Origin of the sequence: Pseudovibrio ascidiaceicola (assembly GCF_900114245.1) — a bacterium.
Taxonomy (GTDB): Bacteria; Pseudomonadota; Alphaproteobacteria; order Rhizobiales; family Stappiaceae; genus Pseudovibrio; species Pseudovibrio ascidiaceicola.
Genome location: NZ_FOSK01000001.1, coordinates 250,403 through 264,882, shown reverse-complemented (window position 1 = coordinate 264,882; position 14,480 = coordinate 250,403). Strand labels below are relative to the sequence as shown.

Below are 14,480 nucleotides of genomic sequence, written 5' to 3'. Positions count from 1 at the left end.
CGGATCTAATTGTCTGATCTATCGCGGGTTTATGCTGATGTGCTTGGTCTGTATTTCGATTTCCTTAGGGTAAGGATGATTGCCAGACTTCACATAGCTGTCATTTGCTGACTACAATATCAAAACATCTCAAGATGATTTCCGCTCAGGCGCTTGTGTTCTGAGCGAGACTCGGGAGCATGTTGTGAACGCAGTCGTTTCAGAAGGCGCATTCCCGGCGCTTGTGTTGAATGCAGATTATCGGCCTCTGTCTTACTACCCCTTGTCTTTATGGGGGTGGCAGGAAGCGGTGAAGGCTGTGTTTTTGGATCGGGTTAGTATCGTCTCTGAATACGATCAGGTTGTGAGAAGCCCAAGCCTTGAGTTTCAACTCCCCAGCGTTGTTGCGCTGAAGTCCTTTGTAGAGACAGAGCGAAACCCAGCCTTTACGCGGTTTAACGTGTTTTTGAGAGACAGGTTTCAATGCCAGTATTGCGGATCCCTGAATGACCTGACTTTTGATCACCTCATCCCTCGCAGTAAGGGCGGGCTGACCACTTGGGACAACGTCATCACGGCTTGCTCTCCCTGTAATCTACGCAAGGCAAACAAATCCTGGCAAGAAATGAACATGCGACCCAAGCAAATGCCGTTTATTCCACGTGTGCATGACCTGCATAACAATGGCCGCCTGTTCCCACCCAACTACCTGCACGAGAGCTGGTTAGATTTCCTCTACTGGGACAGCGAGCTTGAGCCGTGACATTTATAGTATTATTCTGAATATAAATCGTGCCTCATTCACGGCATGAGCCTCTTTCTTCATCTAGAGGAATGACACTGAGAAAACGTGGGCGCCGCACAGTCGTTTCTTGCAGATCAATGTCGCTAATTAAATCCAACTTGAAAATTGGTTTATATGTTCCAGTGACCTGAGTGATCAAGATCGCTTGCCCTTCTGGCACTTCTGGTAACTCCAGGTCATCTATGTGTTGTTGTTGGAAGTGAGAGCTTGGGTTGGATGCACAAGACCACAATAGAGACAGGTCAGAATTGCCGTTTGTACTAAACTCATTTATGGCGCTAGCGATAACGACCGTGAAATCATTCGTATCTGCTGCAGGTCCAACTAATGCCTGACCTATCAAATAAAGCTCTTGGGCTGCTTCCTCATCCATAACGTTTTGTTGGCGTGTTACAAGATCGACAATTGTAAATGCAGCCCTTTCATGAAGGCGTTTGGTGCGAAAACCTTCTACCAGAACTGAAGTAGCCAGAAAAAGAAGCAATAACACAGGAAATACTATCGCGAACTCAATAGCGGCCACGCCCTTAACATCCCTGAAGAAGCTAGATTGCCTCATTGAGGAAAGACTGTACTCCATCGTGATACTTCTCCAATGAGGGATTTTCAAAAGGGCTCGTTGACAAAGGCACTGCTGGAAACAAGAGCAATACGGTCACTAGAAGCAGATGGTAAGTTAAGCGCGAAGCCAATTCCGGGTAAGAGGAGCTTTTTCATGAAGCATACACGCATGAACATAAATTGGTCTCTCACGCCAGGGTTGTAACCTATAGCTGGGTCGGGCGTTGTGCCGCTGTCACGACAGATAATATCGGTTTGTGGATCACTACGTAAAGACGTAATGGGTGTTACTCTCAATGTGAGATTCTTGCGGCATTCAGCTCCAGCAAATATAAGGTCATCGCAAATTGCTTTTTCGAGATCGCTTTTAGTTACTTGTCCACTTGAGGCGGCGCCAATGTAGATCTGCTTAGTAGCATTCGTGACTGCTCGATCGAGTAGTTCCCGTTGTGTGTAGATCATACCAACTTCAAAAGCGGCAAAAATAAAGTAAAATAGTACGGGAGCTAATATTGCAAACTCAATAGCTGTTACACCCGTAGAACTACGCCAAAAGCGAGGGGTAAGTGATAGCATCGCTCTACCCCTTAATCCTGAGTTGGGAAATTGCTCTATGGATGGAGTCAAATGCTGATCCGATATCCAGATTGTCGACGAGGTAATAGTTGCCAATATTTGTTGCACAATATTGCAGCATTTCTTCAGCATTACCGTTAGCTGGAATCTTAAAGCCAATAGTGAAGACAGTGACACCATTGGTGCGCAGATCATTGCATACACGTTTGAAGTAACCATAAGCACTGTTTGTGTTAGGAGATGTGCTTGTCCAACCTTTTGACAGCATTGTTTGCTGATTGCGGCTTCCTTTAGTATCTCCTTTTGAATAATCTATTGGTCTATACTGGGCAGTGATATCGCCATCTGTCATCAAAATCATAAACTTGAGCGTTTTTGCGTCATTGAAATTGGCAGGCCGATCGGAGTTATCGCCGCCAAGTTGACCGCGCCACTTTGGTGAAAGGGCTTTTAATCCCCAAATAGCACCAATATCCATACCTGTGCCGTCGGAGAGTTCCATATCATCAATGCGATTTTTAATTTTAGTTGGATTGCTTGAGTTCAAGAGCATTGCGGTAGAGTCAGGTGGACACCATGGGTTGCCATCGTTCCATTTCCAAAAATCAGGCAACTGAGGGCGAGACTCAAGAGGAATTAGATCTTCACTTGCATCTTCTGGCCGATATTCAATGCAATTCCCACCGTCTGTGAATCTGAACTTTCCAAAAGGAATTCTGCTTCCTACATAATAGTCATAACGAGATGGGTCTTTTTTTTGTTCTCTTTCATTTATTACCCACTTTTCGAATAATTCAGATCCAACATTAACTGTGCCCCCAAAAGGTATTAGGCTTACGCTAGCTTCTTGAAATAGTTCATCGTCAAAAATTGCATCAACAAAATCTTTTGCTGCCGGTATTAGTTTGTCGATTTTTCCACTACGATCCATCGAAGATGAAATATCTAGAACCAGCGCAATCTCTGCATCGGATTTTGTTTGCGTTGCGACAGAGCTTGCATGTGCCGTTAATTTATCAATTCCAATTATCTTTAGAAAACTCGTTGGTAGTGCGATGGAAGCATTTACCGTGATCGTTCTTGAGTTCGTGGTCACTTCCGGGGCGGGCACTTGAATATCAACTGTTCTCCAAAGATCTGTGTCTGGTAAATTTGACTTCACGTACTCTTTTGAAGTTTTTTCTAGATCAGAGGAGGACCTAAGTGATGCTGCTGCTAATGCAGCGGATTCTGTAGCAGCTCGAAGTCTATTTTCAATACTTGCAAAATGTGCAATGTCTACTGTACCGGCTACAGCAATAACTAGCGGTATAAATAATACGGCGACCATTATTGCTACATTGCCACTCGCATTACTTTGAAATCGTAGGAAGTTATTTCGACCTAGAATATACAGACCACGCATATGAAAGCTTTCCCAATGCATATTACAGGTTGTCTAAGGGAAACGACCCGATTCGACCAATCAAACAGCTATCTTTAACAATGTAATTTTAAACCAGAATTCTATCTAAATTTCTTCAACGTTGATTGTTTCTTTTCGCGATATAGAATTTATAGTTTATAGAAAGTTTACAGACGGGGACTGTAAGAAATGACATTGTACGTAGTCTGGTGCTAAATCTAAAAGTAACTTTATGTTTTTGAAGATAAAAACCCCGCCAAAATGGCGGGGTTTTGTGTTCTAGGTTGCATACAATAAGTTTCGCCTAAACCGTTTCAGCTTTGTTTTGGCGGTTGTCGATTAGGTCGCCAACGACGGTTGGGTCGGCTAGGGTTGACGTATCGCCGAGGTTGTCGAAGCTGTCCTCTGCGATTTTGCGGAGGATGCGGCGCATGATTTTACCGCTGCGGGTCTTTGGCAGGCCCGGGGCGAACTGGATGAGGTCTGGGGATGCAATTGGGCCGATTTCAGCGCGGACATGCTTGACCAATTTCTTCTTCAGTTCTTCAGAAGGCTCCAAGCCCTCCATGAGGGTTACATAGGCGTAAATGCCTTGTCCCTTCACATCATGCGGATAACCAACTACTGCAGCTTCTGAGACCTCTGGATGGGCGACGAGGGCGCTTTCAACTTCAGCAGTCCCCATGCGGTGACCAGATACATTGATCACGTCATCAACCCGGCCGGTGATCCAGTAGTAGCCATCTTCGTCACGACGACAGCCATCGCCAGTAAAGTAGAAACCTTTATAGGTCGCGAAGTATGTTTGGACGAAGCGCTCGTGGTCTCCGTAAACGGTTCGCATTTGGCCTGGCCAGCTGTCTGTTATGACGAGGTTGCCTTCAGTTGCGCCTTCCTGGAAGTTGCCCTCAGCGTCAACAATAGCTGGCTGAATGCCGAAGAATGGGCGTGTTGCGGAGCCTGGCTTGAGATCTGTTGCACCTGGTAGTGGTGTGATCAAGATGCCGCCAGTTTCGGTTTGCCACCAGGTATCAACGATTGGGCAGCGCTGTTCGCCGACAATGTTGTTGTACCATAACCATGCTTCTGGATTAATTGGCTCGCCTACCGATCCCAGGATGCGCAATGATTTGCGGGATGTGTTGGTTACATATTCATCACCTGCGCCCATCAATGCGCGAATTGCGGTTGGGGCGGTGTAGAAGATGTTGACGTTGTGTTTGTCACAAACTTCCCAGAACCGACCTGCTGTTGGGTAGGTTGGAACCCCCTCAAACATCAGCGTTGTTGCGCCGTTAGCGAGTGGGCCGTAGAGGATATAGCTGTGGCCTGTGACCCAGCCAACATCAGCCGTACACCAATAGACTTCGCCTGGGTGGTAGTCGAAAACGTATTCATGCGTCATGGAGGCATAAACGAGGTAACCACCAGACGTGTGCATCACACCTTTTGGCTGGCCTGTTGAGCCAGAGGTGTAGAGAATGAAGAGCGGATCTTCCGCGTTCATCTCTGCTGGAGGGCAATCTGCAGAAGCTTTTTCGGTTTCTTCGTGATACCAGAGATCGCGGCCGTCCATCATATTGACGTTGCCACCGGTGCGTTTCACAACGAAGACCTTGTCGACATTGCCGCATTTTTCGATTGCGCGGTCAGTGTTTTCTTTCAAAGGTACTGTTCTGCCACCGCGGACACCTTCGTCAGCTGTGATGACAAAGCGTGATTTGCAGTCTTCAATACGTCCGGCCAAGCTGTCAGGAGAGAAACCGCCGAACACAACAGAGTGAACTGCGCCAATACGGGCACATGCGAGCATTGCGTAGGCTGCTTCAGGGATCATTGGCATGTAGACAGTGACGCGATCGCCTTTTTGCACACCATTGGCAAGCATGACGTTTGCAAAACGGTTCACTTCTTCAGACAGTTGCTTGTAAGTGATTGTCTTGCTTTGATCCGGCTCATCACCCTCCCAGATGATTGCTGGTTGATCGCCGCGCTCTGCCAGATGACGGTCAATGCAGTTGGCTGCTACGTTCAGAGTGCCGTCTTCAAACCATTTGATGGAAACATTGTGGTAGTCGTAGGACGTGTTTTTGACCTTGGAATAAGGCTTAATCCAGTCAATCCGTTTTCCGTGCTCTCCCCAGAACCCGTCGGGATCTTCAACGGACTTCTTGTACATTTCCAAGTACTGCTCGTTGTTGAGCAGGGCGTTTTCGGCAATCTCAGCCGGTACTGGATATACATCACCAGTCATGGTCAATCTCCCCATTTCCTCCACGGGTAATCACATACCCAACTCCTGTGGCGTATTATGGGCAGCTGCCGTTGGGGCGTCTAGCGAATATGCTTCGAACTTTCGTAGGTCCCTTTGTCTCTAGGTTCGTTTGGCCTACGAAAATTCAGCAATACGAGATGTCGAGGTATCCGGAATTAACCAGATATCACCGCATAAACCATGCCTTGAACCATCAAAACGCCGAGCCAATGCCCTGCATCGATGAGCGTAAGCATCCATGAGGCTCGTTGGAATTTGTGATTGACGATCAGGCCTGTGAGTACAAAGCCGCCCCAGATTACGATTGCTGCAGTCACGCCACTGGCAATGGCGACTGAGCCTGAGTAGACGAGAATTCCGGCAAGGACGAAAGCCATGATCATTTCGCAGAGAAAAGTAATGATGTAAGTGGAAGGAGACATCTGAACGTCTTCTTCTGATATGCCAACAGCATTCATCCAGGAATATGAAAGCACATAGTACCAAATAGAACCAAAAATATATGAAGCGATTCCCGCAGCAAGCACACCTGGTAAGTAAATTCCTTCAATCATATCAATACACCCTGTAAAAGATATGGTGTGCACATGACTTGATTATTTATTATTTGAAAAATGTATTGAAATTATTTGGTAGCTTCAAGTGCTACTCAATTTCTAATCGCGCTGAAATGGTGGGAGAGGGTGGGGTGGGCCACCCTCGTACTTAAGCAGGTTATTGCATTGCCGCAGCTTTTTCATTGGCCTTTGCAAGAGCTGGTCGACTTAAAGCCCTTGAAAAATATTCGCTGACAGGTCCTTCTGGCCATTCAAACTTGGAGATTTTAGCCCAGACTGCACAATGGCCGATGATGATATCAGCAATTGTGAAAGTTTCGCCCGTCACCCAAGTGTTTTCGCCAAGGCGTTTCTCAAGCAGCTTCATTGATTTGTTCCATTCAAATCGGCAAGCAGGTTTAATGTCTGGTACGCGTTGGTCTTCAGGGTGAATAAATGAGTGTTTTGCAGCCATCCAAAGGATGGAGTCCATTTCATCAAGGGCGAAGTTTGTAAAACTATCCTGCCGGGCGCGATCTAAAGTTCCTGATGGGAATGACAGGCTGGAATGTTTGTCTGCTAAATAAGTACAGATTGCCGTTGAATCGTAAATGGTTTCTCCGTCAACGATCAGGGCAGGAATCTTGCCTGATGGATTTACGGCATAAACATCTTCCTGATGAGGTTTGCTGGGCACGACCTCATAAGGCAAATTCAGTTCTTCCAATAACCAGAGTACCCGCATGGTTCTTGATTGCGGGTGGCCAATAACTTTGTACATAAGATCCTCCTCTTGGATCCGATCATCTGCGTTGATGGTGCAAAAGAAAAGCAAGAATGACTGCGACTTGAGGATAAGCTTTCAGATTACAAGGTGTGCAGCTTTAAATAGGCAAAGTTGATCGATGCTGAGGTGAGTAAAAAAGAGAGCCCCTTACAAGTGAAGGGGTGATTACGACAGTGTCTCTTTGGTAGTTTGATTTCACAAAATAACCATCACAAGAAAATGCCCTGAAATGTTTGGAAATAGCGGTCTCTTACTGATATTGTCACCCTAATATTTCAGGAGAGACACCAAGTTTTATTCCCGGTGTCTGGTGACATAGTTTTTATTGTTTCCCCCTACTGTATTACCTAACGGTAGCTTGGGCTGTTCATGAAACTAAACTAGCGACTGAGCTATCGAAGACAGCTATGCAAAGGTTGTTTGCTGCAAAAACTGGTAGGCGTGGAGCGGTAAGATCGTGAATTTTTCGGTTTATTGGATTGCCCAGAAACTTCGATTTTTTGCGGTTTTCGCAATAGCTTTGGCCTCTGTGCTGACAAATGCTCGTGCAGATGTCGCTGCATGGTTGTTGATGGATGCCGATAATGGTCGTGTTTTGGAGCAAAACGGTGCTTTCGACCGCTGGTACCCTGCTTCGCTTACGAAGATGATGACCGCCTATATTGCCTTTAAGAGTATCTCTCAGGGTGAGATGGCCATGAGCGATATGGTGATGGTTTCTCAAAACGCACTCAACCAGCCTCCAAGCAAGATGGGGTTTAAGGTCGGCACGACAATCACGCTCGATAATGCCTTGAAGATGATCCTTGTGAAATCGGCCAATGATATTGCAGTGGCCGTTGCTGAGCGGGTAGGTGGCACTGAAGAAGACTTTATCAACGAGATGAATGCGACTGCGCGTCGGCTAGGAATGTCGCATACCAGTTTCGTCAATCCTCACGGTTTACCAGATAATCGACAGGTCTCATCTGCGCGTGATATGGCGCTGCTAGCGAGTGCACTGTGGAACCAATTTCCGCAGTATCGCTCTTACATGAGCCATCCGGGAATTAGATTTGGCCGGAGAACATTTCGGTCCGGAAACAGGGATTTCCTTCTGCGTACGGATGGTGCAAATGGCTTGAAAACTGGATATATTTGTAATTCTGGTTTCAATGTTGCGACTTCTGCAACGCGGAATGGAAGAACAGTTATTGCTGTTGTTTTGGGGGCGGCTTCCAGTTTAGAGCGCTCAGCCTTTGCTAAGAAGCTCATTGATAGCGGTTTCAAGAAGACAGCAGGAACGAAGATTACTGCGTTCCGCGGAAGTGGGAATATCAACCCACCAAAAGACCACTACTGTAAGCGCAATGCTAAGCCAACGGCTCAACAGCTCGTTGATCGGTTTGGGACAAAACGTGGCTCTGCCAGCATGATGGCTTATGCTGATGCGGCCAGTCCGAGCCCACGCGGCAAATCTATTCGTCTTTCCAAGAAGAAAGTGAACTGGGGTTTGGTCTATGAAGAAATTCTGGGCCCACAATTGAAGTCATATGCACCAGTGACTGTGCGTATTGGCAATGAGCACCCTGTTGTCGCGCTAAAAAAGCTCGGAAATGCAGTGCCTTTGCCAACTCCTAAGCCTGGGTCGCAAAAGAGCTTGGAGCCTGCGCCTATTGGAGGCATTCAGCAGCTTAATGTGCCAGTGGGCAAGGGGGCTTCTTTACAGCCGCTGAAATCAACTCCTAAACGAGATTTGTTTGGCAGCCCAGGTGGGCTCTATGCTAATACGTCTGCCTTCGGTAAAACGCAGTAACCGTAGCTACAGGCAGTGCAGAATTATGGCTAGTACCCAAGAGAGGCGGAGTCCGCCAACCCCGATCCCAATGAGCGTCATTACTGGCTTTCTGGGAGCGGGTAAAACAACGCTTCTTAATCGAATTCTCAAAGAGCCAGTGTTGGAAAATACAGCGGTCATCATCAATGAATTTGGTGAGATCGGTTTGGACCATTTGCTCGTAGATACCATTGATGATGGGATCATTGAGCTTTCATCTGGTTGTTTGTGCTGCACTATTCGTGGTGATCTCATCAATACGCTGGAAGATATTCTGCGCCGTATCGACAATGGCCGTATGAAGAAGATCGACCGCGTGATCATTGAGACAACTGGTTTGGCTGATCCAGCTCCGGTGTTACACACTGTGATGCTACATCCGTATTTGGTCATGCGATATCGGCTTGATGGCGTGGTGACATTGGTCGATTCCGTCAATGGTCTGGATACGATCCATTCTCATGAGGAGGCGGTCAAGCAAGTCGCTGTTGCTGATCGTATTGTGATGACGAAGACGGATTTGCAGGAACCTTCTGATGATCTGCTGGCTGAGCTGAAGCATCTGAACCCTGGCGCAATTGTGCTCAATGCCCAAGATGGCTCTGCAACAGCTGCCGCACTCATCAACTGCGGACTGTACAATCCTGAGAGCAAAATACCAGACGTTCAGAAGTGGTTGAGGGAAGAGGCGTACAAGGATGAGCACGCCTCACATGATCATCACGGGCACCATCATCATGGTGGCGGGCATGATCACCATCACGACCCGAACCGCCATGGTAAAGATGTTCGCGCCTTTACGCTTGAGACCGATAGGGCAATCCCAAATGCTGCATTGGAGATGTTTCTGGACCTGCTGCGCTCTGCACATGGCCCTAAGCTTTTGCGTGTTAAAGGGATTATAAAGACCGTAGAGCACCCGGATCAGCCTTTGGTGATCCATGGTGTGCAGCATGTCTTTCATCCGCCTGCGCGGCTTGCAGAATGGCCTGATGCGGATCAGAGAACGCGGCTCGTCTTCATTACTAAGGGCCTATCTGAGGGCTTTGTGAAGAAGATGTTTGATGCATTCACAGGCGGAGTTGCTGCTGATACGCCAGACCGTACTGCGATGATGGATAATCCACTTTCCATTGGTGGGTTTAGTGGTACGTTTAAGTAACCAGCTGAACAGCAACAATAAAAAAGCCCGCTCAAGTGGCGGGCTTTTGTGTGTCTTGTAAACGCTTTAGCGCGTAGGGACTGGAACCTCACCGCGGTAGTCATAGAAACCGCGTTGGGTTTTGCGTCCAAGCCAGCCTGCCTCAACATACTTTACGAGTAGTGGGCATGGGCGGTATTTGCTGTCTGCTAGGCCTTCGTACAGCACTTGCATGATGGACAGACAGATATCCAGACCAATAAAATCAGCCAGTTGCAGCGGACCCATTGGGTGGTTTGCACCCAAACGCATTGCTGTGTCGATTGCTTCAACGGAGCCAACACCTTCATAAAGAGTGTAGATCGCTTCGTTGATCATTGGCAGCAGAATACGGTTCACCATAAAGGCTGGGAAGTCTTCTGAAACTGCAATCGTCTTATGCAAGCCGAGGGTGTAACCCTTGGAAAGTTCAAAGGTTTCATCGCTGGTTGCAATGCCACGAACAAGTTCAACTAGTTCCATAAGTGGAACCGGATTCATGAAGTGGATGCCGATGAATTTTTCCGGACGGTCTGTAGCAGACGCCAGACGCGTGATGGAAATTGACGAAGTGTTTGTGCCAAGGATGGCATCAGGTTTCAGAATTGGGCAAACACTTTGATAAACCTTGCGTTTGACCTGCTCGTTTTCACTCACAGCTTCTACAACGAGGTCTGCATCGCTTAAGGATTTAACATCGTCAGATGTTTTGATGCGGGTAAGAGCAAGATCGCGATCTTCTTCAGTGATCGTGCCCTTTGAGATCTGACGCGCCATATTGCCATTGATGCTGGCCAAGCCTCTGTCGATACGATCCTGATCGATATCGTGAAGCACGACATCGTATCCTGCCAAAGCACTTACGTGTGCGATGCCATTGCCCATTTGACCGGCGCCAATAACACCGACTTTCTTTACTTCGACCACCATTGTCAGATCCAAATTCTTACAAGCATCGATTAAACGTGCTTTGACGTTCTCGTAACAACATACATCGCAAGTCTTGCCTCAAACAGCAAGAACCCCAGAATGAAATATTAACATCCCGGGGTTCCTGAAAAGCTAATCAAATATGATTAGAGGGCTTTTTCCAGTTCAGGAAGAGCCTCGAACAGGTCTGCGACAAGTCCGTAATCAGCAACCTGGAAGATTGGTGCTTCTTCGTCTTTGTTAATTGCGACGATGATCTTGGAATCTTTCATGCCTGCAAGGTGCTGAATTGCACCGGAAATGCCGCAAGCGATGTAAAGATCAGGTGCAACAACCTTACCGGTCTGGCCAACCTGCCAATCGTTTGGTGCGTAACCAGCATCAACAGCTGCACGGGATGCACCGATTGCTGCGCCGAGCTTGTCAGCAACAGGGGTGATGACTTCGTTGAACTTCTCTTCGGAACCGAGAGCACGACCACCGGAGATGATGATCTTAGCGCCTGCGAGTTCTGGACGATCAGAAGCTGCGATTTCTTCACCCACGAAGGAGGAAATTGCCGGATCAGCAGAAGCTGCAGCAACTTCAACTGGAGCAGAACCGCCTTCTGCAGTTGCGGCGAAAGATGCTGTACGAACAGTCAGAACCTTCTTTGCATCAGCAGACTGTACAGTCTGAATTGCGTTACCTGCGTAGATTGGACGCTTGAACGTGTCTGCAGATTCAACGGCAATGATCTCAGAGATCTGCATCACGTCGAGCTTAGCAGCAACGCGTGGCAGTGTGTTTTTGCCATTGGTTGTCGCAGCAGCAACAACAGCATCATAATCAGCAGCAAGTGCAACGATCAGATCGCCAACTGGTTCAGCAAGCTGGTGCTCATATGCTGCGTCGTCAGCAACAAGAACTTTAGCAACGCCAGACAGTTTGGAAGCAGCTTCAGCTGCTGCGCCACAGTCTTTACCTGCAACGAGAATATGAACGTCGCCGCCCATTTCTACAGCTGCAGTCAATGCTTTAGCTGTTGCTTCGTTCAAAGCAGAATTGGAATGTTCAGCCACAAGAAGCGTGGTCATAATGCTAACTCCTCTTGACCTATCTTAAAGAACGCCAGCTTCGTTTTTGAGCTTGTCTACCAGCTCATCAACGGAAGCGACCTTAACGCCTGCCTTGCGTGCATCAGGCTCAGCAGTGTTGAGAACCTTGAGGCGAGGGGTAGCGTCTACGCCATAGTCCGCCAATGTTTTCTCAGCAATCGGCTTTTTCTTTGCCTTCATGATGTTTGGCAGAGAAGCGTAGCGAGGCTCGTTCAAACGCAGGTCAGTGGTGACAATCGCTGGCATGTTCAGCTTAACAGTCTGCAAACCACCGTCGATTTCGCGGGTGACGTCTACTGTGTTATCGCCAAGGTCAACCTTGGAAGCGAATGTGCCCTGTGCCCAACCCAGAAGTGCAGCAAGCATCTGACCAGTCTGGTTGCAGTCGTCATCGATCGCCTGTTTACCGAGGATAACGAGACCTGGCTCTTCTTCATCTACGATGCCTTTGAGAACCTTAGCTACTGCGAGAGGCTCTGCAACGTCGTCGGTCTGAACGAGGATACCGCGGTCAGCGCCCATTGCGAGGCCGGTGCGGATCGTTTCAGTTGCCTGCTTAGGACCGATGGAAACAACAATGATCTCAGTTGCTTTACCAGCTTCTTTCAGGCGAAGAGCCTCTTCAACGGCGATTTCGTCGAAAGGGTTCATGGACATTTTGACGTTTGCGAGTTCAACGCCGGAGCCATCCGCTTTCACGCGAACTTTTACGTTATAGTCAACGACCCGTTTTACGGGCACGAGAATTTTCATGTTCCTAGAACCTCCACTAGAAATGCAGGGGAGTATGCGTCGCCACCAAGTTGATAAGACACAGCTTCCGCCGGGCTACCAGAGCCAAAAGGGAATGCAAATTGCATTACATTTGCGGCGACCGTACTGAGCAATTTTGGGGCTGTCAACGATCGCCTAGGGTAAATAGGTATTGGGTTTCAACCAATGTATAAGGCCAAGTAGCCTTAAGGTGAAGATAGTTGTCCATAAGTGTTGATAGTTTACCTATTCGTCAAGCACCTTTGGCCGATTTTTTCATCAAAAAATCGCTATCTGTTTTTGCCCGCTACCCACAAAACGTCGCCTTCGCCCTTCAAATTTGCATAGCGAGACGCAACGAAGAAGAGGTCGGAGAGGCGGTTGAGATACTGCAGAGCTTGTTTGTTGACCTTCTCTTTTTGAGAGAGAGCTGCAACGAGACGCTCGGCGCGGCGTGAGACGGTTCTGGCTTGATGTAAGTGCGTTGCCAGTGGTGTGCCACCCGGTAATACGAATGATTTCAGTGGGGTAAGTTCAACGTTCATCTGGTCGATTGCGTCTTCTAGAGCGCTTACCTGATTGTCTGTGATGCGTAGTGGTTCGTATCCGAGGTCTTCGCCTGTGTCTGGTGTTGCCAGATCGGCGCCGAGATCGAACAGATCGTTCTGAATGCGGCCAAGCAGTTCGTCCAGTACTGGCATTTCTTTGGATGCGTGCAGGCGGACTATGCCGACGACTGAGTTGGTTTCATCAACGGTTCCGTAGGCCTCGATGCGCAGATCATGCTTTTGTCTGCGCTCTCCGCTGCCAAGAGCAGTGGTGCCGTCGTCGCCAGTTTTTGTATAGATCTTATTGAGAGTGACCATTGTGTACCAATTTCAAACCAAAATCAGGATGTGCTTGCGAAGTAAACGGAAAGCATAATCAATATGATAGCTGCGAACTGCAAGAGGACGCGATATCTCATAAGCTTTTGCGAACGGTTTGGATCTCCTCCGCGCATCATGTTCCAAAGGCCGAGGGCGAGGACCAGAGCGACGGCGAAAAGAGCAATAGGAACTAGAGTGGCAACAATACCGCTCATCAAAATCTCCAATAATAAAAGTCTCGATTGAGGTGTTGGATTAATTCAGAACCACAATAGAGGCATTCAGGACGGCTGCAAAGCTAACCCAAAGGAGATAGGGCAGATAGAGCCAAGCTGCAAAGATTTGCGCTCTATAAAATAGTCGGAAAGTGAAAAAACTTAGCGCGAGCAAGATGATAAGGACAACAAGGCCAAGTGTCGGGTTTTGCTGTCCGAAGAATGCCCAGGACCAAATACCATTTAAAAACAACACTATAACGAAAGTTAGCTGAATGCTGGTTTTCGAAGGTGGTTTGGCTGCCTCGTTGGTGCCAGTCTGTTGAAATTCAGTGGCCAGCCAGATGCTGATGCCAAGAAGTGCGTAAAGAACGGACCAGACCGGCGCAAAAATCCAGTCAGGTGGATTGAAGGATGGTTTGTTGAGAGAGGCGTACCATTCAGGGATGGCCGGTGCAGTAACGATGCCGCCGTAAGCTGCTGTTGCATAACATAAAAGCCCCCATCCAACGAGACGACTCCAGACAACTCTGTTCTTTAACTTGGCTTTTGTGGTGTCGCTTAGGGGCACGGAAATTCCTTTTTGAAAGGTTTTGCGCAGAAATGCGTTTTTTACGCATATCCTGCGTTGATTTGCGTTGTTACGTCAGCAAACGGCGTTGTGCTGTATTAGGTGCTCTACACAGCTTGCATTTT

The 14,480-nt window shown here is 47.9% G+C and carries 15 protein-coding genes; 3 read left to right on the top strand and 12 right to left on the bottom strand.

All coding sequences use genetic code 11. The annotated features are described in order from the left end of the window. Nucleotides 1–184 precede the first annotated feature (184 nt). Entirely contained in the window at nt 185–742 is a 558-nt protein-coding gene (locus tag BM231_RS01370; protein ID WP_093516178.1) for an HNH endonuclease, read from the top strand. A 34-nt stretch (nt 743–776) separates the two neighbouring features. Here BM231_RS01370 and BM231_RS01365 read toward each other — a convergent pair whose 3' ends face one another. From BM231_RS01365 to BM231_RS01340, 6 genes are all read right to left on the bottom strand, one after another. Continuing rightward, nucleotides 777–1,364, bottom strand: a complete 588-nt coding sequence (locus BM231_RS01365) for a TadE/TadG family type IV pilus assembly protein (RefSeq protein ID WP_093516176.1) — start codon at nt 1,362–1,364, stop codon at nt 777–779. Nucleotides 1,365–1,390: 26 nt separating this feature from the next. Then, nucleotides 1,391–1,921: a TadE/TadG family type IV pilus assembly protein gene (locus BM231_RS01360; RefSeq protein WP_159437943.1), complete on the bottom strand. Its 531-nt coding sequence runs from the start codon at nt 1,919–1,921 to the stop codon at nt 1,391–1,393. Nucleotides 1,922–1,925: 4 nt separating this feature from the next. Continuing rightward, nucleotides 1,926–3,326: a TadE/TadG family type IV pilus assembly protein gene (locus BM231_RS01355; protein ID WP_159437942.1), complete on the bottom strand. Its 1,401-nt coding sequence runs from the start codon at nt 3,324–3,326 to the stop codon at nt 1,926–1,928. A 304-nt stretch (nt 3,327–3,630) separates the two neighbouring features. Next, a complete protein-coding gene (gene acs, locus BM231_RS01350; protein ID WP_093516170.1) occupies nt 3,631–5,580 on the bottom strand; it encodes an acetate--CoA ligase in 1,950 nt (649 codons plus the stop codon). Nucleotides 5,581–5,756: 176 nt separating this feature from the next. Next, complete coding sequence (locus tag BM231_RS01345; protein ID WP_093516168.1) at nt 5,757–6,155, bottom strand: DUF1761 domain-containing protein; 399 nt, start codon at nt 6,153–6,155, stop codon at nt 5,757–5,759. 160 nt (nt 6,156–6,315) lie between these two features. Beyond that, nucleotides 6,316–6,918 (bottom strand): glutathione S-transferase family protein, encoded by a 603-nt coding sequence (locus BM231_RS01340; RefSeq protein ID WP_093516998.1) that lies wholly within the window; start codon nt 6,916–6,918, stop codon nt 6,316–6,318. Between the two features lie 463 nt (nt 6,919–7,381). On the opposite strand from BM231_RS01340, the gene BM231_RS01335 reads away from it, so the two are divergent. Next, nucleotides 7,382–8,719: a D-alanyl-D-alanine carboxypeptidase family protein gene (locus BM231_RS01335; RefSeq protein ID WP_093516166.1), complete on the top strand. Its 1,338-nt coding sequence runs from the start codon at nt 7,382–7,384 to the stop codon at nt 8,717–8,719. A gap of 25 nt (nt 8,720–8,744) precedes the next feature. Next, on the top strand, nt 8,745–9,902 hold the full coding sequence (locus BM231_RS01330; RefSeq protein ID WP_208859980.1) for a CobW family GTP-binding protein: 1,158 nt from the start codon (nt 8,745–8,747) through the stop codon (nt 9,900–9,902). Between the two features lie 66 nt (nt 9,903–9,968). Here the strand turns inward: BM231_RS01330 and BM231_RS01325 are convergent, their stop codons facing one another. From BM231_RS01325 to BM231_RS01300, 6 genes are all read right to left on the bottom strand, one after another. After that, complete coding sequence (locus tag BM231_RS01325; protein WP_057464631.1) at nt 9,969–10,850, bottom strand: 3-hydroxybutyryl-CoA dehydrogenase; 882 nt, start codon at nt 10,848–10,850, stop codon at nt 9,969–9,971. Between the two features lie 146 nt (nt 10,851–10,996). Then, entirely contained in the window at nt 10,997–11,926 is a 930-nt protein-coding gene (locus BM231_RS01320) for an electron transfer flavoprotein subunit alpha/FixB family protein (protein WP_093516162.1), read from the bottom strand. A gap of 24 nt (nt 11,927–11,950) precedes the next feature. Then, nucleotides 11,951–12,700 carry an electron transfer flavoprotein subunit beta/FixA family protein gene (locus BM231_RS01315; protein WP_093516160.1) on the bottom strand — a complete coding sequence of 250 codons (750 nt, stop codon included), beginning with the start codon at nt 12,698–12,700 and terminating at the stop codon, nt 11,951–11,953. Nucleotides 12,701–12,990: 290 nt separating this feature from the next. After that, nucleotides 12,991–13,566: a cob(I)yrinic acid a,c-diamide adenosyltransferase gene (locus BM231_RS01310; protein WP_057464634.1), complete on the bottom strand. Its 576-nt coding sequence runs from the start codon at nt 13,564–13,566 to the stop codon at nt 12,991–12,993. 23 nt (nt 13,567–13,589) lie between these two features. Further along, on the bottom strand, nt 13,590–13,784 hold the full coding sequence (locus BM231_RS01305) for a twin transmembrane helix small protein (protein WP_063286199.1): 195 nt from the start codon (nt 13,782–13,784) through the stop codon (nt 13,590–13,592). A gap of 40 nt (nt 13,785–13,824) precedes the next feature. Continuing rightward, nucleotides 13,825–14,355, bottom strand: coding sequence for a TspO/MBR family protein (locus BM231_RS01300; protein ID WP_084403717.1), 531 nt, complete (start codon nt 14,353–14,355; stop codon nt 13,825–13,827). Between the last annotated feature and the right edge of the window lie 125 nt (nt 14,356–14,480).

What these genes read in the sequence shown, in the direction of transcription:
- BM231_RS01365 (WP_093516176.1), bottom strand. Translation starts at nt 1,364, where the DNA reads ATGGAGTACAGTCTTTCCTCAATGAGGCAATCTAGCTTCTTCAGGGAT.
- BM231_RS01360 (WP_159437943.1), bottom strand. Translation starts at nt 1,921, where the DNA reads ATGCTATCACTTACCCCTCGCTTTTGGCGTAGTTCTACGGGTGTAACA.
- BM231_RS01355 (WP_159437942.1), bottom strand. Translation starts at nt 3,326, where the DNA reads ATGCGTGGTCTGTATATTCTAGGTCGAAATAACTTCCTACGATTTCAA.
- acs (WP_093516170.1), bottom strand. Translation starts at nt 5,580, where the DNA reads ATGACTGGTGATGTATATCCAGTACCGGCTGAGATTGCCGAAAACGCC.
- BM231_RS01345 (WP_093516168.1), bottom strand. Translation starts at nt 6,155, where the DNA reads ATGATTGAAGGAATTTACTTACCAGGTGTGCTTGCTGCGGGAATCGCT.
- BM231_RS01340 (WP_093516998.1), bottom strand. Translation starts at nt 6,918, where the DNA reads ATGTACAAAGTTATTGGCCACCCGCAATCAAGAACCATGCGGGTACTC.
- BM231_RS01330 (WP_208859980.1), top strand. Translation starts at nt 8,745, where the DNA reads ATGGCTAGTACCCAAGAGAGGCGGAGTCCGCCAACCCCGATCCCAATG.
- BM231_RS01325 (WP_057464631.1), bottom strand. Translation starts at nt 10,850, where the DNA reads ATGGTGGTCGAAGTAAAGAAAGTCGGTGTTATTGGCGCCGGTCAAATG.
- BM231_RS01320 (WP_093516162.1), bottom strand. Translation starts at nt 11,926, where the DNA reads ATGACCACGCTTCTTGTGGCTGAACATTCCAATTCTGCTTTGAACGAA.
- BM231_RS01315 (WP_093516160.1), bottom strand. Translation starts at nt 12,700, where the DNA reads ATGAAAATTCTCGTGCCCGTAAAACGGGTCGTTGACTATAACGTAAAA.
- BM231_RS01310 (WP_057464634.1), bottom strand. Translation starts at nt 13,566, where the DNA reads ATGGTCACTCTCAATAAGATCTATACAAAAACTGGCGACGACGGCACC.
- BM231_RS01305 (WP_063286199.1), bottom strand. Translation starts at nt 13,784, where the DNA reads ATGAGCGGTATTGTTGCCACTCTAGTTCCTATTGCTCTTTTCGCCGTC.